This is a genomic window from Streptomyces sp. NPDC026538 (genome assembly GCF_055567535.1).
This window is the reverse complement of record NZ_JBVHQG010000004.1, coordinates 104,054-130,207: the sequence shown is the minus strand read 5'-3', so window position 1 is coordinate 130,207 and position 26,154 is coordinate 104,054. Positions and strand designations below refer to the sequence as shown.

General features: G+C 69.0%; 19 protein-coding genes. 6 read left to right on the top strand and 13 right to left on the bottom strand.

Translation table 11 applies throughout. The annotated features are described in order from the left end of the window. Positions 1-219: 219 nt before the first annotated feature. Positions 220-1,491, top strand: a complete 1,272-nt coding sequence (locus ACZ4N4_RS17580; protein WP_467589433.1) for a PucR family transcriptional regulator — start codon at positions 220-222, stop codon at positions 1,489-1,491. A gap of 47 nt (positions 1,492-1,538) precedes the next feature. Here ACZ4N4_RS17580 and ACZ4N4_RS17575 read toward each other — a convergent pair whose 3' ends face one another. The 3 genes from ACZ4N4_RS17575 to ACZ4N4_RS17565 form a co-directional block, all read right to left on the bottom strand. Further along, positions 1,539-3,041: a long-chain-fatty-acid--CoA ligase gene (locus tag ACZ4N4_RS17575; RefSeq protein ID WP_467589430.1), complete on the bottom strand. Its 1,503-nt coding sequence runs from the start codon at positions 3,039-3,041 to the stop codon at positions 1,539-1,541. A gap of 386 nt (positions 3,042-3,427) precedes the next feature. Continuing rightward, entirely contained in the window at positions 3,428-4,327 is a 900-nt protein-coding gene (locus ACZ4N4_RS17570; protein WP_467589427.1) for an NHL repeat-containing protein, read from the bottom strand. Between the two features lie 51 nt (positions 4,328-4,378). Then, complete coding sequence (locus ACZ4N4_RS17565; protein WP_467589424.1) at positions 4,379-5,347, bottom strand: 3-hydroxyacyl-CoA dehydrogenase NAD-binding domain-containing protein; 969 nt, start codon at positions 5,345-5,347, stop codon at positions 4,379-4,381. A gap of 521 nt (positions 5,348-5,868) precedes the next feature. Here ACZ4N4_RS17565 and ACZ4N4_RS17560 point away from each other — a divergent pair. Then, positions 5,869-6,960 (top strand): AraC family transcriptional regulator, encoded by a 1,092-nt coding sequence (locus ACZ4N4_RS17560; protein ID WP_467589421.1) that lies wholly within the window; start codon positions 5,869-5,871, stop codon positions 6,958-6,960. A 23-nt stretch (positions 6,961-6,983) separates the two neighbouring features. Here the strand turns inward: ACZ4N4_RS17560 and phaZ are convergent, their stop codons facing one another. From phaZ to ACZ4N4_RS17520, 8 genes are all read right to left on the bottom strand, one after another. Continuing rightward, a complete protein-coding gene (gene phaZ, locus ACZ4N4_RS17555) occupies positions 6,984-7,802 on the bottom strand; it encodes a poly(3-hydroxyalkanoate) depolymerase (protein ID WP_467589418.1) in 819 nt (272 codons plus the stop codon). Beyond that, the gene (locus tag ACZ4N4_RS17550) at positions 7,802-9,532 is read right to left on the bottom strand and encodes a PHA/PHB synthase family protein (protein WP_467589415.1); all 1,731 of its coding nucleotides are present in this window, start codon (positions 9,530-9,532) and stop codon (positions 7,802-7,804) included. Before ACZ4N4_RS17550 ends, phaZ begins: the two co-directional genes overlap by 1 nt. A gap of 43 nt (positions 9,533-9,575) precedes the next feature. Then, complete coding sequence (locus ACZ4N4_RS17545; protein WP_467589412.1) at positions 9,576-10,766, bottom strand: acyl-CoA dehydrogenase family protein; 1,191 nt, start codon at positions 10,764-10,766, stop codon at positions 9,576-9,578. A gap of 65 nt (positions 10,767-10,831) precedes the next feature. Continuing rightward, positions 10,832-12,286, bottom strand: a complete 1,455-nt coding sequence (locus ACZ4N4_RS17540; RefSeq protein WP_467589410.1) for a phytoene desaturase family protein — start codon at positions 12,284-12,286, stop codon at positions 10,832-10,834. Beyond that, positions 12,283-14,094, bottom strand: coding sequence for a DUF3556 domain-containing protein (locus ACZ4N4_RS17535; RefSeq protein WP_467589407.1), 1,812 nt, complete (start codon positions 14,092-14,094; stop codon positions 12,283-12,285). The genes ACZ4N4_RS17540 and ACZ4N4_RS17535 overlap by 4 nt, the downstream gene beginning before the upstream one ends. 24 nt (positions 14,095-14,118) lie before the next feature. Then, entirely contained in the window at positions 14,119-15,582 is a 1,464-nt protein-coding gene (locus ACZ4N4_RS17530) for a class I adenylate-forming enzyme family protein (RefSeq protein WP_467589405.1), read from the bottom strand. Between the two features lie 383 nt (positions 15,583-15,965). Then, positions 15,966-17,051 carry an ABC-2 transporter permease gene (locus ACZ4N4_RS17525; RefSeq protein ID WP_467589402.1) on the bottom strand — a complete coding sequence of 362 codons (1,086 nt, stop codon included), beginning with the start codon at positions 17,049-17,051 and terminating at the stop codon, positions 15,966-15,968. A gap of 155 nt (positions 17,052-17,206) precedes the next feature. Continuing rightward, the gene (locus tag ACZ4N4_RS17520; protein WP_467589400.1) at positions 17,207-18,253 is read right to left on the bottom strand and encodes a zinc-binding dehydrogenase; all 1,047 of its coding nucleotides are present in this window, start codon (positions 18,251-18,253) and stop codon (positions 17,207-17,209) included. 336 nt (positions 18,254-18,589) lie between these two features. On the opposite strand from ACZ4N4_RS17520, the gene ACZ4N4_RS17515 reads away from it, so the two are divergent. Then, on the top strand, positions 18,590-19,306 hold the full coding sequence (locus tag ACZ4N4_RS17515) for a helix-turn-helix transcriptional regulator (RefSeq protein ID WP_467589397.1): 717 nt from the start codon (positions 18,590-18,592) through the stop codon (positions 19,304-19,306). An 87-nt stretch (positions 19,307-19,393) separates the two neighbouring features. Here ACZ4N4_RS17515 and ACZ4N4_RS17510 read toward each other — a convergent pair whose 3' ends face one another. Then, positions 19,394-20,551, bottom strand: a complete 1,158-nt coding sequence (locus ACZ4N4_RS17510; protein WP_467589394.1) for an FUSC family protein — start codon at positions 20,549-20,551, stop codon at positions 19,394-19,396. A gap of 597 nt (positions 20,552-21,148) precedes the next feature. On the opposite strand from ACZ4N4_RS17510, the gene ACZ4N4_RS17505 reads away from it, so the two are divergent. Together ACZ4N4_RS17505 and ACZ4N4_RS17500 are read left to right on the top strand one after the other, a co-directional pair. Then, positions 21,149-21,352 (top strand): alpha/beta fold hydrolase, encoded by a 204-nt coding sequence (locus ACZ4N4_RS17505; RefSeq protein ID WP_467589391.1) that lies wholly within the window; start codon positions 21,149-21,151, stop codon positions 21,350-21,352. A 460-nt stretch (positions 21,353-21,812) separates the two neighbouring features. After that, positions 21,813-24,116 carry a SpoIIE family protein phosphatase gene (locus ACZ4N4_RS17500; RefSeq protein WP_467589388.1) on the top strand — a complete coding sequence of 768 codons (2,304 nt, stop codon included), beginning with the start codon at positions 21,813-21,815 and terminating at the stop codon, positions 24,114-24,116. Between the two features lie 219 nt (positions 24,117-24,335). Here ACZ4N4_RS17500 and ACZ4N4_RS17495 read toward each other — a convergent pair whose 3' ends face one another. After that, positions 24,336-25,001 carry a hypothetical protein gene (locus ACZ4N4_RS17495; RefSeq protein ID WP_467589385.1) on the bottom strand — a complete coding sequence of 222 codons (666 nt, stop codon included), beginning with the start codon at positions 24,999-25,001 and terminating at the stop codon, positions 24,336-24,338. 155 nt (positions 25,002-25,156) lie between these two features. Here ACZ4N4_RS17495 and ACZ4N4_RS17490 point away from each other — a divergent pair, with 155 nt between their 5' ends. After that, positions 25,157-26,059, top strand: a complete 903-nt coding sequence (locus ACZ4N4_RS17490; protein ID WP_467590607.1) for a LysR family transcriptional regulator — start codon at positions 25,157-25,159, stop codon at positions 26,057-26,059. The last annotated feature ends 95 nt before the right edge of the window (positions 26,060-26,154 follow it).

The window sequence follows — 26,154 nt, the reverse complement described above, 5'->3', positions numbered from 1 at the left end:
CCGTTCTACCCCCATGAACACGAATCTACGGGCCGGCCGCGGAGAAACCATCGGACCCGGAGCACGAACTCCCCGAAGGAATTCGTGCCCGTGACCCGATGAACTCGGTGTGACTACCTCCGCACAGAAAGGCGACCACGCCGGGGAAAGTGGCTGTTGGAGGGCTTGTCGGGGGTGTGCTGGATGGCGCTGCCGGGACCGTCGCGATAGCGTGACGATATGGCCGTGGGCAGCGTCGAAGCGGAAAAGTGCCTCTCCGTCGTGGCGTCAAGGGTCGCTGTGTACATGCCGGAAGTCAGCCAGGACGTGTGGGAGTTCGTTATTGCCGAAATACCGCAGCTGAGAGGCGACGGAATAATTCTCAACACGCTCAAAGCGAGCGTCGAGGAGAATATCGCCACAATGCTGCACGGTTTTGAGAACGATATGCCGCTGGCCGACGTCGAAGGACCTGCGGCCGCATTGGATTATGCGCGGCGACTGGCCCAGCGCAATGTTCCCGTCGGCTCGCTCATCAGGGCCTACCGGCTCGGCCACTGCCGTTTCCTGCGGTGGTGCATGGACGAACTCCGCCGTCACCGACCCGATGAGGATGTCTCCGCGGCCACCGCGCGCCTCATGTTGGAGTTGAGCTTTGGATACATCGACCGCGTCAGCGAACGAGTGATCGAGGTCTACCAACTGGAACGGGACCGTTGGCTGTTGGGACAGACCGGCGTACACGCCGTACGTGTGCAGGAGATCCTTGCAGGGAAGCACATGGATCCCGAATCGGCGGAATCAGCCCTTCGTTATCGCCTACGCCAAACCCGTCACGTGGGGATGCTTCTCTGGCTGCCCGAGGCCCCCCTCGGTGGTGAGGGGCTCGACCGGCTCGACCGGCTGACAAGCCGGATCGGCGAAGAACTCGGCTGCTCTTCCAAACCGCTGTTCGCCGCCCAGGACGAGACCCTGGCCTGGGTCTGGCTGCCCTTCGGCTCGTCCCGTGACCTTTCCTGGGACAGGCTGGTGAACGCGGTCGAGGACGGCGATCCCACCGCGAGAGCGGCCGTGGGGGACGTGGAACCCGGCGTCGAGGGTTTCCGCCGTACTCATCGCCAGGCTGTTCGCGCACAGGAACTGGCCCTGGCCGCGGGGCCGGAAGCCCGGGTCACCGTCTACGCCAGGGTGGCGCCGATCGCATTGATGTGCACGAACATCGAGGACACCCGTGCCTGGGTGTGGAGCGTGCTCGGTGATCTGGCCGTCGACGACGAGCACTGCGCACGACTGAGGGAGACCCTACGGATCTTCCTCGCCACGGGATGCAGCTACACCGCCACCGCCAGCCGCCAGATCCTGCACAAGAACACCGTCCAGTACCGCATCCGAAAAGCCGAGGAAGCCCTGGGGCGTCCGTTGCAGGAAGGGCGCCGGGACCTGGAGATGGCGCTGCTCGCCGTCCAGTACCTCGGCTCGTCATTCCTGCGCACCGACCCTGAACCGTCCTGACCGCGCACCTCGGCGATCCTCGTGGTCGTGGTGAACACGAAGTCCGCTCATGGCCTGCCCAACGCGGCCGGCGGGACGATCTCCCGCTTGAGGATCTTGCCGGTGGACCCTTTCGGCAGCGCGTCCACGAGCCAGACCTGCCGTGGATATTTGTACGGGGCGACCTGGCGCTTGACGTAGTCACGCAGTTCCTGGGCTGTGGCGGTGGCGCCTGGCTTGAGCACGACGGCGGCGCCGACCTCCTCGCCGAGATCGGGATCGGGCAGGCCGACGACCGCGGCGTCGGCCACCGCCGGATGCTCGTACAGCACGTCTTCGACTTCGCGGGGATAGACCTTGTAGCCGCCCCGATTGATCAGATCCTTCTCCCGGCCGACGATCCAGAAGTATCCGTCCTGGTCGACTCGGCCGAGATCGCCGGTGTGGAACCAGCCCTCGCGGATCGCGGCGGCCGTGGCCTCCGGACGCCGCCAGTACCCCTTCATCACGTTGTGCCCGCGGATCGCGATCTCACCGGTCTCGCCCTGCGAGACCTCATCGCCACTGTCGTCGACCACCTGCATACGGACGCCGTGGATCGGGGTGCCGATCGAGCCGGGCTTGCGTGGGGCGTCCAGGCGGCTGAACGAGGCGACCGGCGAGGTCTCCGACAGCCCGTACCCTTCGAGCACGACACAGCCGAACGCGGCCTCGAAGGCGCGTATGACGGCGACCGGAATGGCCGCGCCACCGGAGACGGCCAGCCGGAGCCGAGAGACGTCGTAGGCGTCGCGGTCCGGCGTCTGCGCCAGCCTGCTGAAGATCGTCGGCACCCCGGCGAAGATGGTGACCCTGTGATCGGCCAGCATCCGCAGTGCCTGCTCGGCGTCGAAGCGCGGCAGTAGCGTCAGACACGCACCGGAGGTGACGGCGGCGTTGAGCGTGCAGCTCTGCCCGAACGCGTGGAACAGGGGGAGCCCCCCGAAGATCAAGTCGTCCGGGGTGAGACGAATCAGGTCGGCCGCCACGATGTCGCAGTTGCGGGTGAGGTTGGCGTGGGTCAGTTCGGCACCCTTCGGCTCACCGGTGGTCCCCGAGGTGTAGAGAATCACCGCGGTGTCGTCCTCGTCTCGCTCGACCACGTCCTCGGCGAGTGGGGCGGACGCGAGCAGTACGTCGAATCCGCCGGGATCCACGACCACCGCATCGGCCTCGACCTGCTGCGCGCCGGTCCGTACCTCGTCGGCGAAGGCGGGCCGCGCGAACAGCAGCCGGGCACCCGAATCGCCGAGGTAGTAGGCGACCTCCCGGGCCTTGAGCAGGGGGTTCATCGGGACGACGACGCCGCCGGCGCGGAGCACGCCGAAGTAGGCGATGGCGAATTCCGGACTGTTGGGCAGCATGATCGCGACTTGGTCGCCCGGTTTGACGCCGCGGTCACGGAGTAGTCCCGCCATGCGGGCGCTGACCTGGTCGAGCGCGCGGTACGAGAGGATGTCATCCCCTAGGCGCAGCGCAGCGCGGTCCGGGTGGGCACCGGCGCTTCGTACGACCTTCGACGCGAGGTTCATGGCAGGGCACCCTTCAGCTGCTTGCCCGGCCGCGTAGCGTCAGCAGGAGTGGCGACATGACCCGCACCGCCCTCGCGTCCGACGGAACCCGCAGATGATCGCGGTCCGGATCACCTCATTGGTTGTGGACCGCGTTCTGCGGCCTTCTCACGGGCGGCGTCGGCGGTCCCTAGCGGGCGGGGCCCCACCGACGCACGGGGCACGGGCCCGACGAAGCGGCCCCTCGTCCACCTCACAGGGGACCGTGCGACCGGGCCGTCGGAGTCCTGAGTGGTCGCCGGCCGAATCCCGTCCGTGCACACGTGCATGCACGAAGGATCCGAGGTCCATTCTGCCGCACCGCCTGGGTGCCGCATCTCGGCTCACTGTTCACGGGTCTGACCCGCCTACGGCTCCTCGGTGGGAATCACGGCATGGGCGATCCCGGTGAGGTTGCCCTGCGCGATGAGGATCTCTCTGCGGTTCGATCCGTCGAGATCGGCCGCGTAGACAGTCCCGGCCATGTCGGTCACGAACATGCGGCTGTCGTCCAGATCGAGAGCGATGCCGATGCCTTCCATCAGATGGGTCCAGAGGATCTCGGGCTCCCGCTGTCCGTTCGGCGGATCCACCGGCGTGCGGTTCACGGAGTTGCCTCGCGGCGGGTCCCCGCGGTCGGTCCAGTACAGCGTGCGCTCCGTGAGGTCGAGTTGCAGGTCGATCGGCTCCGGCAGCCCCTGGAGCAGCACCTCGATGTCGCTGCGGTCGGCTGCGGATTCGCCGGCGGGCAGATCGATTCCGGCCCGCAGGATCTTCCCGAGTCCCGCATCGCTCGGGCCTTTCTGTGTCCAGTACAGGTGCCCGCCGCCAGGGTCGACGGCGATTCCGACGCACCATCTGGTCTGGTCGCGGCGGTCGTTGTCACCCTGGCCCGTCTGTACGAGCGTCTCGACGTTCGAGCCGTCGAGGTCGCAGCGCATGACGCGCATCCCTTCGCGATCACCCCAGTACAGCTTCCGGCCGGTGGCCTCGAGGTGCAGCTGCTTCGGCGTGTACGTGCCACCGCTGGGAACGATCGTCGTCCGGTTGCTCCCGTCCATGTCGACGCGCTCGATCGATCCGTCGTTCACCGGCGGAGATCCCATGTTCGTCCAGTAGATGTGCCCCGCCTCCACATCGACGGCCACACCGTCGGGGAACCTGCATCCGCTGACGATGGTCTTCTTGTCGGTGCCGTCGGGCTTCACGGAGAACACGCGACCGTCACTGAGTTCGAGCACGAACAGTCTTTCCTGCCGTTGTGTCACCGTCTCTCCTCTCGGGTGGGAGCCCGCTGTTCCGGGGGCAAGGATGCGGTCTCACGCCGACCGGCCGGCTGCGTCGCCGGGTGGGCCGGATGCGGCGCGCACGGCCAGCAGGCGGAGCAGCATCGCGTCGCGCTGGGCGGCCAGGTCGTCGACCGAGCGACCCCCCGCTTCTTCCAGGACGCCGTTGACGATGGTCTCCTTGAGTTCGGGCGTGAGTTCCGGAGTGCCCAGTTCCTGCCACATCCCGGTCAAGCGCGGCATGAGGGTGTCCATGAAATGCTGGATGCCGCCCTCGCCTCCGCCCAGATGCCACAGCAGACTCGGCCCCATGACGCCCCACCTGAGTCCTGGACCCCAGGACACCGCGTCGTCCGAGTCCGCGACGTCGAGCACTCCCTGCTCGATGAGGTGGACGACCTCGCGGTACAGCGCGGCCTGGATACGGTTGGCGACGTGACCGGGGAGTTCCTTTTTGAGGTGGATCGGTTTCTTGCCGATGGCTGCGTAGAAGGACAAGGCGTCCTGGATCGTCTCCGGGGCGGTTTTCGTTCCGCCGACGACTTCGACCAGTGGGATGATATGCGGCGGGTTGAAGGGATGCCCGATGAGGGTGCGTTCCGGACGTCGGCACTCCGCCTGGATGTCGCTCATCGTGATGCCCGACGAACTCGACGCGATGATCGCCTCCGGCGGCGTGGCGTCGTCGATGTCGGCGAACAGCTTGACCTTCAGTTCCGGGCGCTCCGGTGCGTTCTCCTGCACGAAATCGGCGTCGGCCACGGCCTGCCGCATGTCGGTGGTGAATCCCAGACGGTCGGGTGAGGCTCCGGGTTGGGCCCCGAGTGTGGCCGCCGCGTCCCATGCTGCGGCCACATACGACCTGAGGGCTTCTTCCGCACCGGGGCCAGGGTCGGTCGCTGTGACGTCGAAGCCCCGCGCCAGATAGTGCGTCGCCCAGCTCGCTCCGATGGTGCCGGTGCCGACGATCGCTACGCGATGCACGGATTTGTGAGTGTTCATGGCTTGTCGTCGCTCCTGGTGTCGGGTGCCGGTGGGCGAGGGGAATCAGGCCGGGTGGCAAGAGGCCGGCGCTGGTCGGCCGGCCTGTCGTCGTCCGTGTTGTCGGCTCGCGTGCCGCTCGCGCTGTCCGTGGCGCGGCGCCAAGGGCCCAAGGGAGCCGGAGCTCAGGGACACCGCGGTGCTCCTCTCGCGCGGGCGGTGCCTGCGGCCCGAGCCCGTCCACCCGCCTCTTGCTCCTCGTCCGGTCGGGTCGCCTGGCGCGTGACCACTACTACGAGGGCATCCCATCGCGGCCCGTCCTGACTCGGGTGGCTCCGTTCCAGGGTGCGGCTCTCGCCTGCCCGGGGCATCTCGGGGACCGCGGGGGATCCGGGTTCCCCGTCACGCTGCGAGTACAGGTCATGCCGGGCCGGGACGATCGGTGGGGCGGGGCGCCAGGGGTTACCGGTGACAGCCGACCGGAGAGTTACTACAGTCGGCCATGTCGGTGTGTCGTCTTCGCAAGGGTGCGGAGGGCGCTCATGGCTCATTGGGATGTGGCGCGATCGCCGGCGAGCATGCGGTTGCTCACCCGGCTGGGCGCCGATCACGGGCTGTCGCCGCAGGTGTGTCTGAAGGGAACCGGTCTGCGCGAGCCGGAGCTGCACAATCCCTCGGTGACAGTCGCTGCCCGCCAGGAGCTGACCGTGATCGTGAACCTGCTGCGGGCCTTGGGGGATCCACCTGGGCTGGGCCTGGAAGCCGGCGTCCGGTACCACCTGACAACCTACGGGATCTGGGGATTCGCGATGATCAGCAGCCCCAGCTGGCGCAGTGCGTTCGACGTGGGGCTGCGGTATCTGGGTCTGACGTTCGCTTTCACCCGCATTCAGGCCCGGGACCGGGGCGACGAGTTCCATCTGGTGCTCGACACACCAGGTGTTCCCTTGGCACTGCGGCGGTTCGTCGTGGAGCGCGACAGCGCGGCGATCCAGACCATCCACAGGGAGTTGTTCGCCTCACCGATCCACATCCGGGACATCAGCTTCACGTTCCCACCACCGGCGTCGGGCGGTCACCGGTACACCGAGATCTTCGGTGTTGAGCCGGTGTTCGGTGCGGCCGAGAACGCGGTGAGCATCCCGCCGGACCTCCTGGACGTGCCGCTGCCGCAGTCGGACGAACTCACCACCTCGGTCGCCTGGGAACAGTGCCGGCAGCTGCTCGCGGGTCGGCATGCGCGGGCCGGGGTGGCCGGACGGGTCCGAGATCACCTGCTTGTCCGCACGGCGAGTCCGCCGGACTTTGAGGAGGTGGCGGCCGCGCTGCACCTGAGCGAGCGGACGCTGAGGCGGCGGCTGGCCGAGGAAGGAGTGTGCTTCCGTGGGCTGCTGGACGAGATCCGCGAGCAGCTGGCCGAGGAGCTGCTGGTGACCGGCGGGCTGCCGGTGGGGCAGGTGGCGCAGCGGCTGGGGTATGTGGAGGTGTCGAGCTTCTCGCAGGCGTTCCGGCGGTGGAAGGGAGTGGGGCCGCGGGAGTACCGGTCGAGTCAGCTGGCGCGTCAGAATGAGCCCGGTGACACGGGCGGTGAGTCGTGGCCGGGCCCGGTGGTCGCGGCGGCGCCTCGGCCTTGAATCCCCCGGTGTTCTCGGCGGGTCTACGTCCCGGCGGTGCCGGCGAGGAAGTCGGCGATGATTCCGGCGAGCTCGTCCTTCCTGGTGAGCAGGCCGAGGTGGCCGTCGGGGTGTACGTGCAGCCGGGCGTTCGGGAGCAGCCTGGCCATCAGACGGGCGTTGACCGGCGGGATGATCGGGTCGTCGGCGCCGGCGAGGATGAGTGTGGGGTGGCGGATCAGTGGCAGGAACGGTGTGCTGGTCCAGCCCGCGCCCGTGGCGAGCTGGTAGAGGTAGCCACGGACAGTGAGCCCCCGTTCGGGGTCGAGGAGCAGTTGCTGCACAAGGTCGGGCCGGTCGCGCAGGGCACCCCCGTAGATGTGGCCGGCGATGGTGCGGGCGTAGTCGGCGTCCCAGTACCGGCGCGGGGTGGCCATGTGCGCGAGCACTTTCGGGCGGGCGGGCACCATCAGCCAGCCGGTCGCGGTGGACACCAGTACCAGGCGCCGGCAGCGGCGCGGGTTCTGGAGGGCGAACTGCTGGGCGAGGCCGCCGCCCCAGGAGACGCCGAGCACGTCGGACCGGTCGTGGCCGAGCGCGTCGAGCAGTCGGCCGACGAGCCGGGCCAGCGCGGGGAAAGAGCAGGGCAGCGGCGGCAGGGGCGAGTCGCCGACCCCGGGTGGGTCGAACCGCACCACCTCGATCGCCGGGTCGAGTGCGTCCACGAAGGGGTCGAGGAGGTCCAGGCTCGCGCCGATGCCGTTGCACAGCAGCAGGGGCGGTCGGTCGGGATCGGTGCCCGGACGTACGGCGACGCGCAGGCGCCGCCGTCCGACCCTGACGAAGCGGACGGGCCCGGTCATCAACGGTCCAGTACGTAGCTACCGGGGGCCTCGTCCAGGACCCGCAACCGCCCGCCACCGAGCGACTCCGACACTGGTACCGGCGGGCCGGACCGGTCACCGAGCCAGCGGGTGTAGTCCGGCCACCACGAGCCCGCCACCGAGGTCGCCGACGCAGCCCAGTCGTCGGCGTCGACCGGGGTGTCCTCGGCGACCTGGTAGCTGGACTTCCTGTTGGTCGGCGGGTTGACCAGCGCGGCGATGTGCCCGTTGGTGGAGAGGACGAAGCGGCTCTTCCCGCCCAGTAGTCGGGTGCTGGTATAGCAGTTGCGCCACGGACAGATGTGGTCGGCGCTCCCGGCGACCACGTAGGAGTCGACGAGTACCTGGCCGAGGTCGATCTCGGCGCCGAGCAGTGTGGCGCCACCCGGGTGGGTCAGCGCGTTGGCCATGGCCAGCGTGACGAAGTCGCGGTGCAGCTTCGCCGGCATCCGGGTGGTGTCGGCATTCCAGAAGAGGATGTCGAACGCCGCGGGCCTGCGGCCTTGCAGGTAGTTGTTGACCCAGTAGTTCCAGATCAGGTCGTTCGGGCGCAGCCAGGCGAACACCTCGGCCAGTTGGTTGCCGTCCAGGTAGCCGCGTGAGCGCGATGCGGCCACTGCCGCCTTGGCGGTGTTCTCGTCCACGATGGCCCCGGGGGTGCCGGCCCTGGCCTGGTCGAGGAGGGTGACGAGCAAGGTGAGTGACGCCAGCCGGTCCTGGCGGTCGGTGGCGGCGAGGTGTGCGGCCACCATGGAGCAGAGGATGCCGCCCGAGCATGCGCCGAGCAGGTGCGCCGACTCGGACCCGGTGACCGCCCGGGTGCTCTCCAGTGCTTCGATCACGGCCTGCGCGTAGGCGTCCAGCCCCCATGTGCTGTGCCGGGCGTCCGGGTTGCGCCAGGACACGGCGAAGACCTGCAGGCCCTGGCCGACGAAGTACTCGATCATGCTGCGCTGCGGGGCGATGTCCATCACGTAGAACTTGTTGATCGTGGGCGGGACGATCAGCAGGGGCGTGGGGTACGCGGACTCGGTCCGTGGCCGGTACTGGATCAGCTCGAACATCGGCGTGCGCAGCACCACCGCACCGGGCGTCACGGCGAGGTCGCCGCCGACCTCGTAGGCGTCCGACGGCACCATGGCCGGCACCCTGGGCGCTCGGGCCAGGTCGCCGAGCAGGTTGCGCAGTCCGCGTACGGCGCTGACGCCACCGGTGTCGATCACCGCCTTCCACGCCACCGGGGACAGCAGCGGATTGTTCGACGGCGACGCGGCCTCGACCAGGTTGGACACCAGGAAGGCGACCCGCTCGCGGTCCCGCCAATCCAGAGGCACGTCCTGCGCCAGCCCCTCGACCATGGTCGACGTCGCCAGATATGACTGGACGACCCGGCGCAGCAACGGGTTCTGGGCCCAGGCCGGGTCGGCGAACCGGCGGTCGCGCGCGGGCGGGGCGATGTTCGACGAGCCCCGGGCAATCCTGCCGTACTCGGCGGCCAGAGTGCCCACCCGGCGGGCCGCCTGCCGCGGGTGGCGGACCAGCCCGCCGGCGAACCGGGCGGTGGAGGCACCGGGCAGGAACCGGCGGTTCACGCCCAGCGCCGCGTCGGTGAGCATCAGGTCCAGCGATCCGGCGACCTCGCCGGGTTCCTCGCCGAGCCCGACGGGCGGACGGTCGGCCTGGCCAGGGCATGTCCGGGCGGCTTTCATGGGCGTGCTTCCCTTCGGACGGAGTGTGTGGGGTGGACGCGTTTCAGACGAACGCCGAAACGCCCGTGATGTCACGGCCGACGATCAGGTTCTGGATCGTCTCGGTGCCCTCGTAGGTGTGGAGGGCCTCGATGTCGGTCATGTGCCGGATGACGTGGTGGTCGAGCAGTGTCCCGTTGCCGCCGAGCAGATCGCGGGCCTCGGTGAGCACCTGCCGCGCCGCGCCGATGTTGTGCGCCTTGGCCAGGCCCGCGAGCGTCGGCTCCATCCGTCCCCGCGCCGCGAGGTCGGCCAGCCGCCGGCAGTACAGCTGCATCGCCGTGACCTTGGCCAGCATCCTCACCAGCCGGTCCTGCACCAGCTGGAAGCCGACCAGCGGCTTGCCGAACTGAGTCCGGCGCCGGGCGTGGGCGAGGGCGGCGTCGTACCCGGCCACCGCGTGCCCGAGCGCGGCCCACGCGCACCCGGCCCGGGTGGCGGTCAGCACGGCGGTCGTATCGGCGAACGACCGGGCGCCGGGCAGCCGGTTGCCGGCCGGTACCCGCAGGTCGGTCAGTTCGATCTCGGCCTGCCACACGGCACGGACGGCGCCCTTGCCATCGAGCACGCGCGCTCGGTAGCCGGGCGTTCCTTTCTCCACCAGGAAGCCCTTGACCTGCCCGTCGGACTCGTCACGGGCCCACAGCACCACGACGTCGGCGATGCTGGCGTTGCCGATCCATGTCTTGCGCCCGTTGATCACGTACGATCTGCCGTCGCGGCGGGCGGAGGTGGCCAGCCGTACCGCGTCGGAGCCGTGGTCGGGCTCGGTCAGCGCGAACGCGCCGAGCTTCTCCAGCCGGGCCAGGCGCGGCAGCCAGAGCCACTTCTGCTCCTCCGAGCCGAGCATCGCGATCGAGCGCATGGTCAGGCCGGCCTGTACGCCGACGAACGTGCCGATGCTGCCGTCGCCGCGGTTGAGTTCCATCTGGATCAGGCCGGCGGACAGCGGGTCCATCTCGGGGCAGCCGTAGCCCTCGATGCCGTCCCCGACGATGCCGAGCGCTCCCAGTTTCTCCACCACCGGCCAGGGGAACTCGGCCCGTTCCCAATAGCCGTTGATCATCGGTGGCACCTCGCGCTCGACGAACTCCCGTGTGCGCCGCAGGTAGTCCAGCTGCATCGGCGTGAACTCCTGGCGGAACAACAGGCAGTCGGTGCCGCGTTCCGTGCTCGATCCGGTGGCGAGGTCCATGGCGGCCTCCTGTTTCCTGTTCCTGTGCGGGGCGGGTTGTCGTTGCGCGTGGCGCGTTGGGCTGCTCAGCCGGTGCGGCGCAGGTGTCTCAGCGCTGCCTCGGCCGCGTTGGCACCGCACATGCCGTGCGCGCCGGGCCCTGGTGGGGTGGCCGCCGAGCACAGGTACACACCGGGAATGCCGGTGTCGTACGGCGAGAGCGTGGTGCGCGGCCCGAAGATCAGCTGCCGGACGTCCTTGGCACCGGTCATGATGTCGCCGCCGACGTAATTGGCGTTGTAGGCGGCGAACGAGGCGGGCGAGCTGGTGGACCTGGCGATGACGCGGTCGCGGAAGCCGGGGGCGAAGTGCTCGATCTGGGCGGTGATCGCCTCGGTGACGTCCCCGGTGTAGCCGTGCGGCACATGCGCGTACGTCCACAGGGGATGGACGTCCCCCACGGAACGGCCCGGGTCAGCCAGGTACTGCTGGCCGACCAGGACGAACGGGCGGGCCGGCATCCGGCCGGCGTGGATGTCCCGTTCCGTCGCCGCCACTTCGGCCCAGGTCCCTCCCAGGTGGACGGTGCCGGCGCGGCGGGCCTGCTCGTTGGTCCATGGCACGCCGCCCTCCACCGCGAAGTCCACCTTGAACGCGGACGGACCGTGCCGGTAGCGGCGGTAGGCACGGGCGACCCGGGCCGGCAGTCGGTGGTCGAGGATCCCCGCGACGGCGCCCGGCGCCAGGTCGAACAGGGTCACGTCGGCCGGCGGCAGTTGTGAGGCGTTCACGATCGCGGTGGTCGTCTCGATCTTGCCGCCGAGGTCGGTGAGCAGCGCGGCCAGCGCCCGGGTGAGGGAGCCGGAACCGCCGACGGCGACCGGCCAGCCGTGGCGGTGTCCGGCGGTGATGATGCCCACCCCGATGGCCGAGGTCATGGGGTGGTGCAGCGGTCGGAAGCCGTGGGCGGCAACTCCGGTGAACAACGCCCGTGCCCGCTCGGTGGTGAACAGCCGCGCCAGCGTGGCGCCCGGCAGCACCGTGGGCAGCCCGAACCGGGCCAGTGCCAACGGGTGGCGCGGGACATGCAGCAGGGGTCGCATGATGTCCTCGCTCACCGTGTCGAACTCCGCCGACGACCGGCCGAACAGCGCCTGCCAACGCCCGCCGTCCGGACCGAGCCCGGCGGCGGTCTGGCCGATGGACCGGTGCAGTACACCGGCGTCGCCGCCGTCGAGGGGGTGCACGCAGTCGATCTCCGGCCACGCCCATGCCAGGCCGTAGCGCTCCAGGCCGAGGCTGTTCAGGAAGGCCGAGCCGACCGCCATCGGGTGGAACGCCGAGCAGTGGTCGTGCAGCAGACCGGGCACCAGCGACTCGCCGGAGCGAGCGCCGCCGCCGATCTCGTCGGCCGCCTCGAAGACGGTGACCTGTACGCCCGAGCGGGCCAGGGCCACGCCGGCGGCCAGCCCGTTGGGTCCGCCGCCGACCACGTTCGCGGTGCCGTCCCGGTACGCGGCTTTCTTCGGCTGCCTGTTCACGACAGCACCTCGTGGCCGTGTTCCCGCGCGTCGGTGGCCGGGCCGGCCGGGGCCGACCAGGTGACCCGGATCGGGATCGGCCCGTTGGGCAGCCACGGCTGCTCGGCGACCGCGTCGGCGACCTTCCAGGTGCCGCGCTCGATCACGCCCAGCGCCGCGTCGATCACCTTGTACTCCTGGCAGTTCCTGTGGACGGGCTGGGACTCCACCCAGAACACGAGCAGTTCGCCCGGCTCGAACCCGGCCTGTTGCTGTACGGCGGTGATCAGGTCCTCGTTGTGCAGGTGGCCGTCGCCGAAGTTGAATCCGATCAGCGAGTTGCACAAGAACTCACCCTCACGCACCACTCGGGTGTCCGCGTCGGGCAGGTGCCGCAGCAGCAGGGAGAACAGGCCCCGTCCCTGGCTGTGCATGCTCCGCCAGGCGATCACCTGTTGCATGCACACCTCGGCCCAGTCCCGCTCGTAGCCGAATGACACGTACTGGTCGACCAGGTTGGGCGCCGAGCGGGTGACCGCGTTCAGCTTTTCCTCCGTTCCCGGCTTGAACGCCCATACCGCCGAGGCCCAGTTGCCCGCGTACTGTCGCATCGAGGGCAGGAACGACACCAGGTCCGGCCGCAGGTTGCCCAGCACCGGGAAGAGCAGCAGTCCGGCGACGAGCGCGGCGGTCAGCCACGGCGACGACATGTCCGTCACGGCATAACCGTCCCAGCTGGGGAAGCCGAGGAACAGGAAGACCGCCGCGTAGGCGAACAGGACGTTCCACTCCAGCGGCACCGCCAGCGGGAACGTCGAGGCGATGAACACGTGGAAGACGACCATGCCGGCGACCGCGAACAGGGTCAGTGGCCACCATGGCGACACCAGTAGCACCAGTGGCAGGACGATCTCCACGGTGGTGCCGCCGACGTGGGCCATCAGGTCGGCGGACCGCGACGGCCGCAGATCCCGCGGGTAGTCGCGGTAGTGCGCGCGCTTGACCGCCCGGAACGGCATGCTGGGGCTGTTGCTGACCATCGGTGGCACCACGTTCGAGAAGTGCTTGCCGAACTTGGAGCAGCCCGCTCCCACCCACACCACCACGATCAGCAGCTTCAGCGCGATGATCATGTCGGTGAACGGCAGCACGGAGAAGAAGAACAGCGCCGGCAGGTACTGCTCGCCGCGGGCGGCGAGGAACACCGTCTTGTCCCGCAGTCCGATCAGCACCAGCAGCGCCATGACCGGCACGATCAGCCGCGGGTCGACCAGTCCGGAGACGTTGTCCGGCAGCGCCGCCGACAGCGAGCCGCTGTGCACACCCGGCCGGATCAGCGCGACGATCACGGCGGTCAGCAGCAGCAGATAGAGCACGATGTCAAAGGCGGAACGCCGATTGCCCGAGGTGAACGGGACCCGCTTCCACGGTCGCAGTCGGATGGTGCCGGGCCGGGCGTAGAACAGGATGCCGCCGGTCATGGGCCGGACATGCCCGGCCAGCGGGCCCCACGAGCCCGCGATGCCGATCGTCTCCAGCAGCACCGTCCACAGGACCAGCTTCTGGTACACGACCGGCTGGTCCCACCACTGCGACACGTGCCAGAACGTCGGCAGCCCGGACGTCACGGTGGCCACCACCACACCGCCGAGCGCGTACAGGACGAGCAGCTTCACGACGTAGATCATGTGAACCATGCGCGGCGCACCGAAACCGTGCTCGACCCAGTTGCGGGACAACACCTTCACCCGCTCCATCAACGGCTCGCGGAGAAAGGTCTGCGGTTCCACCTGGGGCAGGTCGGGGTTGAGGAATCCCATGAGTGCCATCTCCTTGTCGGCGCCCGGGGCGCTCTAGGCGGGCTGTGCGGACAGCGACCTGCGCAGGGCGGGCTTGTCGATCTTGCCGACGGGGTTGCGGGGCAGCTCGTCCACGAGGTGGACGGCAACCGGGAGCTTGACCTTGGTGAGGTTCTGCCGGCACAGGCCGAGCAGCTCGTCCGCGGTGACGGGGTGCGCCTCGGCGTACGCGACCACGTAGGCCACCGGCACCTCGCCGTACACCTCGTGCGGCATGCCGACCACGGCGGCCTCCAGCACCGCGGGATGGCGGCAGAGCACCGACTCGATCTCCTTGGGGTACACGTTCTCGCCGCCACGGATGATCATGTCCTTGATGCGGTCGACCAGGGTCAGGTAGCCGTCCGCGTCGAGCACGCCGACATCACCGGTGTGCAGCCAGCCGTCCACGACGGCCTGCGCGGTGGCCTCGGGCCGGTCGAGGTAGCCGCGCATGACGTTGGCGCCCTTGACGACGACCTCGCCGGGCTCGCCGACACCGGCGAAAGAGCCGTCCGGGCGCATGGTGCGCACCTGCTGGCCGGGCAGCGCGACGCCCACCGTGCCCGGCTTGCGGATGCCGTCCAGCGGGTTGACCGTCGACGCGCAGCAGCCCTCGGTGAGGCCGTAGCCCTCGATGATCGGAAAACCGAACCGGGACTCGCTTCGGTCCAGCAGTTCCTTGGACACGGGGGCCGCCCCGCACACCGCGAACCGCACCGACGACATGTCCGGCAGTTGCTCCTCCGGTACCTCGGCCAGCCGCGCGTAGATGGCCGGCACGGCGGAGAAGTACGTCGGGTGGTGACGGGAGAGGGCCGCGAGGAAGGTGTCCGGAGCGAACCGGGCCAGGATCGTCACCTGCGCGCCCACCATCATCGGTGCCAGGCAGCTGATCAGGATCCCGTTGACGTGGAACAGGGGCAGCACCAGCAGACAGCTGTCGTCGCGGTGCAGCTTCATCGCCTCGGCGATCGAGACGCCCATCGCCACGAGGTTCGCATGGTCGAGCCGCACACCCTTGGGCCGGCCGGTCGAGCCGCTGGTGTAGATCAGCAGGGCCAGGTCGTCCGGCCCGACTGCGGGCGGGGGCAACGTGCCGGTCGGCCGGGTGCTCAGCTGGTCGACGGCTAGCACGGGTACCGCGTAGTCCGCGTGTGCCGATGCGGTGACCAGCAGCTTGGCCTGCGAGTCCCGGATCTGGTAGCCGGCCTCGTTCGGGGTGAACACCGGGTTGACCGGCGTCGCCGCGGCGCCGAGACGCCAGGCGGCCAGCAGTCCGAGCAGCAGCTCCACCCGGTTGGGCAGCATGATCGCCACCACGTCACCTGGGCCGATTCCCCGCGCGGCGTACTGCTCGGCGACCGCGTCGACCCGGCGGGCTGCGTCCGCGTACGTCAGCTCGACCCGGTCGTCGCGCATGCAGACCGGATCGTCCACGCCGGACGGCCGGTGCCAGGGAAGGTATCCGATACGCATCTGCCTCACCTCGACAACTCGAAGACCTACGACCACCCCGGCGGGAAGAGACAGGGCCGGGCGGCGGGCGGGCGTGCAGCACACCGTTTTCCGTCTTCACCGGCATCGCGGGCGCTTCACGTGTTCACAAGGTAGGCAGCGGGTGCGGGTCCGGCACATGTGAGCGCAGGCCGAAGAGTTACTGCGTTCGGCCACCGGCTGTCTTCACATGGACCCGGCGTGCTCTTCGGACAGATCGGTGACGGGTCGGCCGGGATCTGGCCCCTGACGGGGCGGCTGCGTTTCCTCACCGGGCGGTGGGACAGCCGCCGTTGACGAGTCAGGGCGGGCACCGTTGCGGACGTCGTGTCGGAGCAGGCGCGGGTGACCGAGCCGGGCCCCGGTCAAGCGGCGACGGCCTCGCCGATCTCCTCCTCGGTGTCCTCTTCGCCTGCCGCTGGGTGGGCAGGTATCGGGTCAGGGGCGGCACGTCGCTCGGCCACCGCGGCCGCAACCACCAACACCGCTCCCGCGACCAGCCAGAGCACCAGGGAGAGGATCCGGCCGCCCAGGTCCACCGAGTCGAAGTAGAGCAGGCTTCTCGCGCCCTCGACGAAGCCGGCGCCGTTCCAGAAGGCGTGCAGTGCGCCGAAGAAGCCGTTCTGCAGCTCCGGTTCGAAGATGCCGCCACAGCTGGTGAAGTTGAGCATCACGAACAGCACCATGAGGACCAGCGTCGTCAGGCGCTTGAGGAAGGTGTGCAGGCCGATACCGACGGTCAGAATCCCCGCCGAGTAGAGCAGGGCCATGGCCCACACCTCGGACAGGTCGTGGTCGGCGATGTCGAAGACCGGACCGGCCAGTACCGCCCCGATGGCGCTCACCATCAGCGCGGTGGCGATGCCCATGGCGGCCCGGCCCCACACCGACAGCGCTGCTCCTGCCGCGACGATGGCCGCGACGCCGGCGTAGGACCCGACGCTCAGCGCGACCAGCAGGAAGAAGAGGTTCTCGTTGGTGGGGTCGCCGCCGGCCAGCCGCGACAGGTCGGTGACCTTCAGCGGGGCGTGCTGCTTGGCGGCCACCGTGGTGAAGACCTCTTCGGCCGCGGTGGCCGAGGTACTGGAGTTGGCCTCGGCGACCAGCAGTTCCGGGTGCTTGGCACTCGGGACGTACGCGCCGACCAGGTCCCTGTCCATGATCCGGTGCCGTGCTGCGGCGCGGTCGGGCACTGTCGTGACGTCCAGGGTGTCACCGGCCTTGTCCTTGATCGTCTGGGCCAGCAGGTGAGTGCGTGCCGAGGTGCCGACCACGGCGACCTTCAGCCCGTGTGCGTGGGCCTGCGGCGCGTGGAAGGCACCGAGGTAGGTCAGGCCCATGCCGAGGCACATCAGCAACGGGGTGAGCAGGTGGATCGCCGTGTGCCGGACGGTCAGGCGCTTGATGGGGTGGTGGCCCTTCGCATGGCTGACGCAGCGCTTGTGGCGCATCGAGGTCGCTCCGTTCGCAGAAAAGGTGGTGGGCAGAGAGGCCGGACCCTGGGCGGCCGGCTCCGGCGGGACTCCGCGGTGGCGGCGGCCGGACGCGTGAGACTCGGGAGGGCGGCGATTCGTGACTGCCCTGGCGAGCCGAAGCGGGCGGGCCGCTACGGGATGAGCACGAGGCGGATCGGGTCTCCTTCTTTGCTCTCCAGCCGGGCGACGGCGTCGGCGGCGTCGGCGAGGGGGATGTGTGCGGTGATGGAGGGTGCCAGGTCGAGGCGGCCGGTGGCGGCCAGGCGGATCAGCTGCTCGACGTACTGGGGCCCGGATCCGTAGTGGCCGCGGACCTCATTGCGGCGGAAGCTGAATCGGGTGCTGTCGGTGATGGTGAGCGGCTTCGGGGTGAGGCCGGCCAGGACCAGCACCCCGCCGCGGGCGAGGACGGTAGCGGCTTGCTCGCGGACGGCGGGAACGCCGGCGAAGTCGAAGGCCGCGTCCAGGCCCCAGCCCGCGGTGGCCTGGTGGACGGCTTCGGTGAAGTCGCGGGCGGCCGGGTCGAGGGCGAGGTCCGCGCCGAAGGCGAGCGCGCGTTCGCGGGCGCTGGGCAGCGGGTCGACGGCGATGATCGGCGCGGCGCCGGCCAGCCGGGCGAGCCGGATGCCGTGGACGCCCAGACCGCCCGCGCCCCAGACGCCCACGGCCTGGGCGGGGCGGACCTGGCCGGTCTCGACGATCGCCGCGTAGGGGGTGGAGACGGCGTCGGGGATGATGGCAGCCTGGTCGAAGGGCAGGTTGTCGGGGATCGGGGCCAGCGTGTCCTCCCGGGCCAGGGCGTACTGGGCCCAGCCTCCGTCGTAGTCCAGGCCGCGGGTGAGGTTCTTCAGGCAGGGGCGCAGCCGGCGCGTGCAGTTGGCGCAGTGGCCGCACGGCTGGCCGGCCTGCAGGGCGACGCGCGTGCCCGGGGCCCAGTTCCCGAGCAGGCCCGGGCCGAGGGTGTGGACGACGCCGGCGACCTCGTGGCCCACGGTGACGGTGTCGACGGGGTGGAAGGGCTTGAGGCTGCCGTCGATCAGGTGGACGTCGGACAGGCACACACCGGCGGCCTTGACCTGGATCAGCACCTCTCCGGGCCCGGGTACGGGAACCGGGACCTCCTCGACAGCGAACTTCAGGGTGTCCAGGTGGAGGCGCCCGGCAAGCATGGTGTCCATGGCATCGACCTCGAATCTTCGGTGGTGGGGAGGGTCTTGCGGTGGTGACGGTGAGCCACGCGGGGAAGGGGGATGACCGGCCTTCCCCGCGCGGGCAAATGGAGGGAAGCCGCCGTAGACGTCCTCGGCGTAGCGGCCCTGGGCGGTCGGCTGCCGGAGCCACCCCTCCGCAGTTGATCATTGAGGGACTGTCGCCCCCGGTGGAGCGTTACTCATCCACCGTCGCGCCGCTGGAATGCCCGGTATCGCCCCAGTGCTGCAAAGTCTTGTAGAGGTTTCGGTGTACCGCGGATTGCCATCCGTCCACACCTCATGTAAGCGCGGCGGGAGCATCGGATGGACACCCCTGAACATCGAACGGGCGACGGGCCGCGTACCCCGCCGACGTCCGACAGCGACCAGGGGGTCTTCTGGCGCAACCAGGCCGTCGCGCTCTTCGACCGGATCCCGCTCCCCGTCGCCTTCTGCGACGCGGAGGGCACCGTCATCTCGGCCAACCGCGCCATGGCCGCGGAGTGGGGCACACTCGCCGGCCGCCTGGTCGGGCGCCGCGCCCTGGACCTCTTCCACCCGACGGCTCAGCGGCGGCTCGATCCCCTCGCGGAGGCACTACGGCTGCGCCGCAGGGCGCGGTATCCGATCGAAGTGACCTGGTGCCCGGCGGCGGGTGCGGAACGGCGCGGCGAGCTGACCATCGACGTGATCGGCACCGCGCCCGACGGTCCGCTCAACCTGCTGCTGGTTCTGCGAGCCTTCGAGGAACCGGCCGACCTGCCCGCCCCGCAGACGAGCGCACCCGGACAGGCCAGCGACATCGAGGCACGCATCCTCGCCCTGGCGGCCGCCGGTTTCACGAGCGCCCGTATCGCCACCGAGGTGGGCCTGACCGCGGACGGGGTCAACTACCACCTCGCACGCCTGTCCCGGCGCTGGGGAGTCACGAACAGAACGGCTCTGGTGGCACGCGCCTATGTCAAAGGGGTCCTCTCACCGCAGGTCTGGCCACCTGCGCCCGCCGAAATCGAGCCCGCCCAGGATCCCAAGGAGACGTAGTCGGCGACTCCGGCACCATTGCCGAACATCCCTCACCCTGCGGTCGCCTCTCGCACTCCGCGACTGTCGGTGACGACCGCTGCCTGCTCAGACATGGAAGGCGCCGCGATGAGGGCCGACATCCGGGTCGAGTTCGTGGATCATTTTGCGGACGTCTTCGAGGATGCCGGCGGTGCACAACACCTTCCAGTCCGCATAGCCGGGCGACTGGGTGAGGGCAGTGCGCAGGAAGCTGGTCTCGGCGGCGCCGAGCAGAGCCCTGAGCTGCTGGTGCAGGTCCGGGGCGGATGCGTCTTCCAGAGCGTGGACGTCGGCCAGCTGTCCGAGCAGGGCGGCGAGGTCGGCGATGACGTGGTCGAGACCCGGCGGGGCGCTTGCGGGCTCGGGCAGCAGGGGGCTGTCGTGCTGGTCCTCGTGAAGGGCTTGCGGCCGGCCTTCACGGAAGGTCAGGTTGTACAGGCCCCGGGTGATACCCCTGACCTGGTGCCCGACGTGGTCCAGACAGCGGGTGGCCTCGGCAAGCCGCTTGATCCGGGGCCGGGTCCTGTCCGCGCCGGGGCGGAGCCGAATAGAGTCCTCCGCGTCGCGCACCGCCTGACGGACCGACTCCAGCCGCTTGGACAGCTCCCGAGCACGGCTGACCCACTGCCCGCTGCCCGCCGCCCAGTCACCTGCGGCGAGATGGTCGGACACCTGGGTCAGCAAGTCAGCGATCTGCCGGGTCAGGCCGGCCAGTTCCTCGTTCGCGCGCCGGATGAATCCAGGTGCGGGCAACAGAAGGCTGACCAGGGTGCCGATGAGGACGCCCACCACGTTGTCCTCCAGCCGGGTCGCACCGTAACCGAAGTGCTCGGCGGTGCCCATCACCAGCACCGCGGTCAAGGCGATCTGGTGAATCTGTGGCCCGAGCCGCAGCAGCTTCCCCGCGTACAAACCGATCAGGACGGCGAGCAGCACCGTCACCGTGTTCACACCCAGCGACGCGGCCGCTGCCACGCCCAGCAGGGAACCGAAACCGATCCCGGCTGCACGCTGCAGGCTCTTGCGCGCGGTCGCGAACGGCGTCGCCTGAGCCCCCAAAATCGCACCCGCGGGCGCCAGCGAGGCCGAATCGGAATGCAGCAGAGCGGTCGCGATCCACCAGGAGAGCGCGGCAGCGACGGCGACGCGCGCCACCATTACTCCCTCCCCGAACCCGGCCACCATCTGGGAGCGCACCGCAGCGGCGCGCGGACGAGCATCCATGCGCGGTCCAAGGAATGTCACGGCGAGCCAACCCGACCCGCATCGAGAAGGGTTATTCTTCCGATTTCGTAAGATTCATGCTGTCAATCCACTATTGTCGCAGCCGAGTGAGAGGCTCTGATCACACTTTCTATGCATGATTCGATACCTGCCACGCAGGGGTTCGCGCTGCGGGATAGTACGGCGACCTGTCTGCCGTCGCGGGTGACCTGTTCGACGGAGTGGACGACGGGATGCACCAGAAGTGGTCACGGCTGTTGATGATGTCGAGCCGTGCACCGGAGTTCCAACGCGCCCGGTCGGCGCGCATGGTGTCGACCTTCGTCTGGTCGTCGAAGACGGGCGACCTCGTGGCCCAGCGTGTACGCGGCTTGACGGGCGGGCAGCGGCCCGCCCGTCAAGCCGCGTACACGCTGGGCAAGGGATTCCTGGACCTCTTCGAGGACCCCGAGGAACTTCCCCCTGGCTACCGAAGCCGACATCGATACGTTTGCGACGGAGTACACCGGAGCCGGCTTCACCAGCGCTCTCAACTGATATCGCAACTTCCACCGCAACTGGCAACCGACCGCCCCATGGGAGGGAGCCCCGTACGAGGTGCCGGTTCGCTACCGCACCGGCCATCGAGACCTGGTCTACGCGTTCCTGGGGATGGACCAACTGATTCCCGCTCTGCGCGCGCTCCCAGCGACCGTCGGACCGCCACTCATCCTGCCCGGCTGCGGCCACTGGATCGACGAGGACCATCCCGATGAGGTCAATGCGAGACTGCTGGAATTCCTGGGTGAGCTGGACAGTTGATCACCGGTTGGCTTGATACCCCGCGTGATCAAGGAACGGGTGTTGGTACTCGCGCGGCGTTCGAGTTCATCGAGTCCCACAGTGACCAGGGGATCAGCTTTGGGCGGGAGCTGAGCGGAGCCTTAACAACAGCAAAGTGGTCGCCGTGCAGTGGCGATTGCTGGACCGCGGCCTGGAGTAGCCGGTGTGTCGGCGTTTCGCGGGTCGAACCCCAGGGCAGCGCCCGGGCGGCAGTGCCTGCGGGCCGGCACCTGCTGTGAAGCAGCGCCTCCGGCGTCTGCGGACTAGGGGCGGACGGCTTTCGCGGCATCCTCTTCAGAAGTTCGATCAGCCTGCCGTGACAGCGTGAAGCACCCGGGTCGGGTTGCCGGGGTACGGCCACGCGCTTGAACTGGTGGAGGGGGTGCACTGCGCAGATCGGGGGCGCATGGACCCGGGATGAGAGCGGGAGGTGTTTTCGATGCCTGACCGCGACGTGCTCATGACCATCGCTGAGGACGGACGGGTGATCGAGTGGCAGCGTCTTGCTGAGGAGCTGTTCGGATGGTCCGCCGAGGAGGCCGTCGGCCAGTCCGTCCTCGCGCTGATGCGTGAGATCAACGCGGGGGACGGAGGGCGCCGAGGCAGCCTCTCTGACGGAGCCCCGGTACTGGTCACGCCCGAGTTGCGCGGCACGTCCGTTGTCTGGCAGGTACGTGCTGCAGCGGACGCCGTTTCCCAGCAGGACGTGGCGGTCTTGAGGGCCATGTTCACCCAGTCCCCGGTGGGACTGCACGTCCTGGACAGCCAACTCCGCGTGGTCCGCATGAACACCGGCACCCGTTGGCTGCGCGACACGCTAGGGGCAGACCTGCTCGGCAAGCGGTTCACCGAGGCGTTCGAACTCGAAGACCCTGACGAAACGCTCGCGGTGGCTCGCAGGGTCTTGGAGAGCGGAGTGCCGGTACTGAACCTGCTCGTCCGGGCCGGCGAGGCGCCTGGCCTGCACAGACGCCGCATCTACTCCGTCTCCTTCGCCCGCTTGGAAGACGGCCACGGGGACGTGCTCGGTCTGGTGGCGTCCGCAGTCGACGTCACCGAGCGTGAGAACGCGCTGAAACGCCTGGCCCTCTTGGACGCGGTCCGCGCACGGGTGGGGCGGCTGGACGTGCTGGCTGTGTGCCGAGAACTGGTGGACGCCGTAGTGCCTGCCTTCACCGGCATCGCCGTCGTCGAAGTCATCGACGACGTCGTCCGCGGTGAGGACCCTCCACCGGTCCCCGTCCACCAGGACGTTCCCCTACGCCGAACAGCCTTCCGGGGACGGATCTCGGCATACCCGGTGGGAGACGTGCGCCCGCTGCCGTCCGGCACCCCCTACTCGCGCGTACTGTCCGACCTCCGCCCGCGGCTCCTCCCGATCGACGCCGACAGCGCGTGGCTCGCCGCCGACCCAGCCCGAGCGGACTCCATCAGGCGGTCCGATGTCCACTCTCTGATCGTGGCACCGCTGGCACTGCGCGGTCATGCCCTGGGCGCAGTCAGCTTCTACCGCCACCAACAAGAAGATCCCTTCGAGGAGGAGGACCTCCAGCTCGCGTCCGACGTATGCGCGCACGCCGCTCTCTGCATCGACAACGCCCGTCGGTATACCCGCGAGCGGACCATCGCAGCGACTGTCCAGCGCAAGCTTCTGCCCCAGCGCCCAGCCACGCCAAGCTCCGTGGAGGTCTGCCAACTGCACTTTCCCGGTCCGGAGGGTGGCGGCGTATGGTTCGACGCGATCGCGTTGCCCGGGGCACGGACCGCGTTGGTCGTCGGCGACGTCGCTGGGCGAGGCGTCGCCGCGGCGGTCACGATGGGACAGCTTCGGACGGCCCTCCACTCACTGGCCCCGCTGGACCTGGGGCCCGACGAGCTACTGGCCCGGTTGAGCGACACCGCGATCCGTCTCGCAGCTGAACGTACTGCACTGCCCCCTGGGGATCCCCTGCGCCATGAGCCGCTCACTGCCAGCTGCGCCATCGCGATCTACGATCCGGTCACTCTCGCCTGCACCCTTGCCCGTGCCGGTCTCCCGGAGCCAGTCGTTCTCTTCCCCGACGGCAGTTCATCCACCGTGGCCGTGCCTCCAGGCCCCCTGCTCGCCGGAGCGGGCAGCGCCCCGTTTCCCGCGACCACGGTCAGCCTCCCCGACGGCACCACTCTGGCCATGGCCACGGCCCCACTCGCAGACAAGGTCCTGGCAGGTCCACTGCGCCCGCTCCTGGACCGCGGCAGCAAGCGGAGTCTTCCCGAGCTGCGCGACGACATCACGCATGCGCTCACACACAGCCACCCGCCCGACGAGACACTGATGCTGCTCGCCCGTACGAAGGCGCTGCCCTCGGATCAGGTGCTGGCCCTCTCCCTGCCGCCGGGTCCCGAGGCCGCCCCGATCGCCCGTGCGGCTGCCCGGTGCCAACTGGATGCCTGGGGTGTGGACGAGGAGATTGCGTTCACCAATGAGCTCGTCGTCAGCGAACTCGTAGGCAACGCGGTCCGCTACGGCGCTCCGCCCCTGCAACTACGTCTGATCTTTGACGAGATGCTGACCAGCGAGGTTAGCGACGCCTCGACCTGCGCTCCACACGCGAAACACGCCCGCACCATCGACGAGACTGGCCGAGGACTGTTCATCGTCGCCACCCTCGCGGACCAGTGGGGTACCCGCTACTGGGATCAGGGAAAGACCGTCTGGGCAGAGCAGTCAACAGGGAGGACGCCCGAGGAGGCACTGCCCTGACAGGACCCAAGCTGCCAACCCGGCGCGGCTTTGGCATGACCGCAAGGTTGTGTACGAACTGCTCACCGGTCGGCCCCCGTTCCAAGGCACCACCTCGATCGCCGTCGTGCAACAGCATGTCAACGCCACCCGCTGTCGCCCGCCCAACTGCGCCCCGAGACACCCCAGCCCCTCTCCTGCTACCTGCTGCACCTGCTTGCCAAGGCCCCCCGCACCGACTCAGCGCCGAGCAGGCAGCGACTGGCTCCATGCGCCGCAGCAGACTCCAGCCCTCGCCGAGCCGCAGAGCACAGCCCCCTGCCCGCGCCGGTCGTCCCCGCACCGGCACGGCCGCCTCCGTCGGATCCGCGTGCCGCGCACTCCCATCCGCACGGCCACCGTAGGGCTTACGCCGAAAGCAGCACTGGGCGTCGTCGCCGTGGTCCTGTTCGCTTCTGCCGCCGTCATCGGAGCCTCGCTGAACTCAGGAAACGACGGCCCGTCAGCGCCTACGTCGCCGACGCCGACGACCTTGACATTCGTATTTGTCAGCGTGCGGGTCTGCTGCAGGTTTGTGTTCAGACTGGGGGAGAGGTCAGCGGTGATCATCAGCCCGACGACCGCCAGGTAGGCACGGATACCGGGCGCAACGCCGAGTGCCCACCAGGCGCCGGCGGTGAACGACGCCACGCTCAGCAGCAGCAGGAAAAGCCAGGTGGTGTTATGTACAAATGCCCCGAGCACGGTCATGGCACTGAACGCGATGGCCATGGCCATCGCGTTCACCAGGTGGTGCCGCAGGGAGCTGAGCAGCGTACCGATCCCGCAGACGAGGGTGCCGGCGCTGGCCATCGCCCCGGCGATCGGGTCGTCCAGCAGCACGCCGAGCAGAGCGGCGAGCAGCATGGCGAGGACGGCCCGTGCGATCGACCACGGAGCGGCGAAGCGCGCTGAACTCGTAGCCCGTCACGCCCCTTCGCGACAAGGGCTGACCACCAGCGCATGACGTGACCTCCTCGGTTCCGTGGCGGCAAGCACAGGCTATTGTTTATCAGGTGGAAATGCTTCACTTGCGTTACTTTGTCGCAGTTGCCGAGGAACTGAACTTCTCTGCCGCAGCTCGTCGGCTGCACATGGCGACCTCGCCGCTGAGCCAGCGGATAAGGGATCTCGAGCGCGAGCTCGGGGACCCGCTGTTCGACCGTGACACGCGCCACGTCACGCTCACCCCGGCCGGCACGGCACTGCTGCCCATCGCACGGGACGTGCTCGAGCAGGTCAATTCCATACCCTGGCGGCTGCGTGAAGCCCGTCGGCCCCAGCGCAGCGTCGCGCTCCTCGGCCTGCCTCCCGGAGTGCACTTCAAGCTGCGGGCACGCATCAATACGCTTATCGAGCGAGTTCACGAGCGGTACGAAATCCAGCGCTGGCCCGGCGTCACCCCCGCTCTGGTCGCCGCGGTGCACGAGGGCAAGCTCGCGTTGACACTTGCCCGGCTCCCGGTCAGAGACCCCGCGCTCGACCAATTGCTCGTTATGTCGGAGCAGCTTGGCGCGGTCGTGCCGGCCGACCGGTTCGCCGGGCGGGACTCGGTCTCGCTGGCCGAGCTGACAAACGTCCCCTACGTCCCTCCGCCCGGTGAGCTCAAGCCCGCGTACTTCGACCAGATTGACCATGAGTTGTCCGGGCGGGGGATCAGGGAACGGGTGAAACTGAATGATGTCGGCTATGCCGGAATCTCCGAAGTAATTTCCAACGGCATGGCTTTCTCCATTTCCATGCTTGATTTGGAAAGTCCTATGCAGGGTTATCATCTGGAGAATGTGAAGGTGTTGCCGTTCACGGATTTTGATCCGCGTTTGGACACGGTTTTGACCTGGCGGAGTGACCGTGCTGGCGATGGTGACCTGGGTGAACTTGTCAGGACGGCCTGTGAGGTGTTCTCCGAGCCCCTCGAGGTGTGACGGTTAGAAATGGGGTCGGGAAATTCTATGACCGCTGTGGTCACAAAATTGTTCGCCATATGATAATTCCGCTCTCCGTCGCCGGCTATTAGCGT

Excerpts from the sequence above, each read along its gene's own strand:
- ACZ4N4_RS17520 (WP_467589400.1), bottom strand. The coding sequence starts at position 18,253 with ATGGACACCATGCTTGCCGGGCGCCTCCACCTGGACACCCTGAAGTTC.
- ACZ4N4_RS17575 (WP_467589430.1), bottom strand. The coding sequence starts at position 3,041 with ATGAACCTCGCGTCGAAGGTCGTACGAAGCGCCGGTGCCCACCCGGAC.
- ACZ4N4_RS17495 (WP_467589385.1), bottom strand. The coding sequence starts at position 25,001 with ATGCTGCTCGCCGCTCTGCTCGGCGTGCTGCTGGACGACCCGATCGCC.
- ACZ4N4_RS17550 (WP_467589415.1), bottom strand. The coding sequence starts at position 9,532 with ATGAAAGCCGCCCGGACATGCCCTGGCCAGGCCGACCGTCCGCCCGTC.
- ACZ4N4_RS17525 (WP_467589402.1), bottom strand. The coding sequence starts at position 17,051 with ATGCGCCACAAGCGCTGCGTCAGCCATGCGAAGGGCCACCACCCCATC.
- ACZ4N4_RS17535 (WP_467589407.1), bottom strand. The coding sequence starts at position 14,094 with ATGGCACTCATGGGATTCCTCAACCCCGACCTGCCCCAGGTGGAACCG.
- ACZ4N4_RS17580 (WP_467589433.1), top strand. The coding sequence starts at position 220 with ATGGCCGTGGGCAGCGTCGAAGCGGAAAAGTGCCTCTCCGTCGTGGCG.
- ACZ4N4_RS17510 (WP_467589394.1), bottom strand. The coding sequence starts at position 20,551 with ATGGATGCTCGTCCGCGCGCCGCTGCGGTGCGCTCCCAGATGGTGGCC.
- phaZ (WP_467589418.1), bottom strand. The coding sequence starts at position 7,802 with ATGACCGGGCCCGTCCGCTTCGTCAGGGTCGGACGGCGGCGCCTGCGC.
- ACZ4N4_RS17490 (WP_467590607.1), top strand. The coding sequence starts at position 25,157 with ATGCTTCACTTGCGTTACTTTGTCGCAGTTGCCGAGGAACTGAACTTC.
- ACZ4N4_RS17560 (WP_467589421.1), top strand. The coding sequence starts at position 5,869 with ATGGCTCATTGGGATGTGGCGCGATCGCCGGCGAGCATGCGGTTGCTC.
- ACZ4N4_RS17515 (WP_467589397.1), top strand. The coding sequence starts at position 18,590 with ATGGACACCCCTGAACATCGAACGGGCGACGGGCCGCGTACCCCGCCG.
- ACZ4N4_RS17545 (WP_467589412.1), bottom strand. The coding sequence starts at position 10,766 with ATGGACCTCGCCACCGGATCGAGCACGGAACGCGGCACCGACTGCCTG.
- ACZ4N4_RS17500 (WP_467589388.1), top strand. The coding sequence starts at position 21,813 with ATGCCTGACCGCGACGTGCTCATGACCATCGCTGAGGACGGACGGGTG.
- ACZ4N4_RS17530 (WP_467589405.1), bottom strand. The coding sequence starts at position 15,582 with ATGCGTATCGGATACCTTCCCTGGCACCGGCCGTCCGGCGTGGACGAT.
- ACZ4N4_RS17565 (WP_467589424.1), bottom strand. The coding sequence starts at position 5,347 with ATGAACACTCACAAATCCGTGCATCGCGTAGCGATCGTCGGCACCGGC.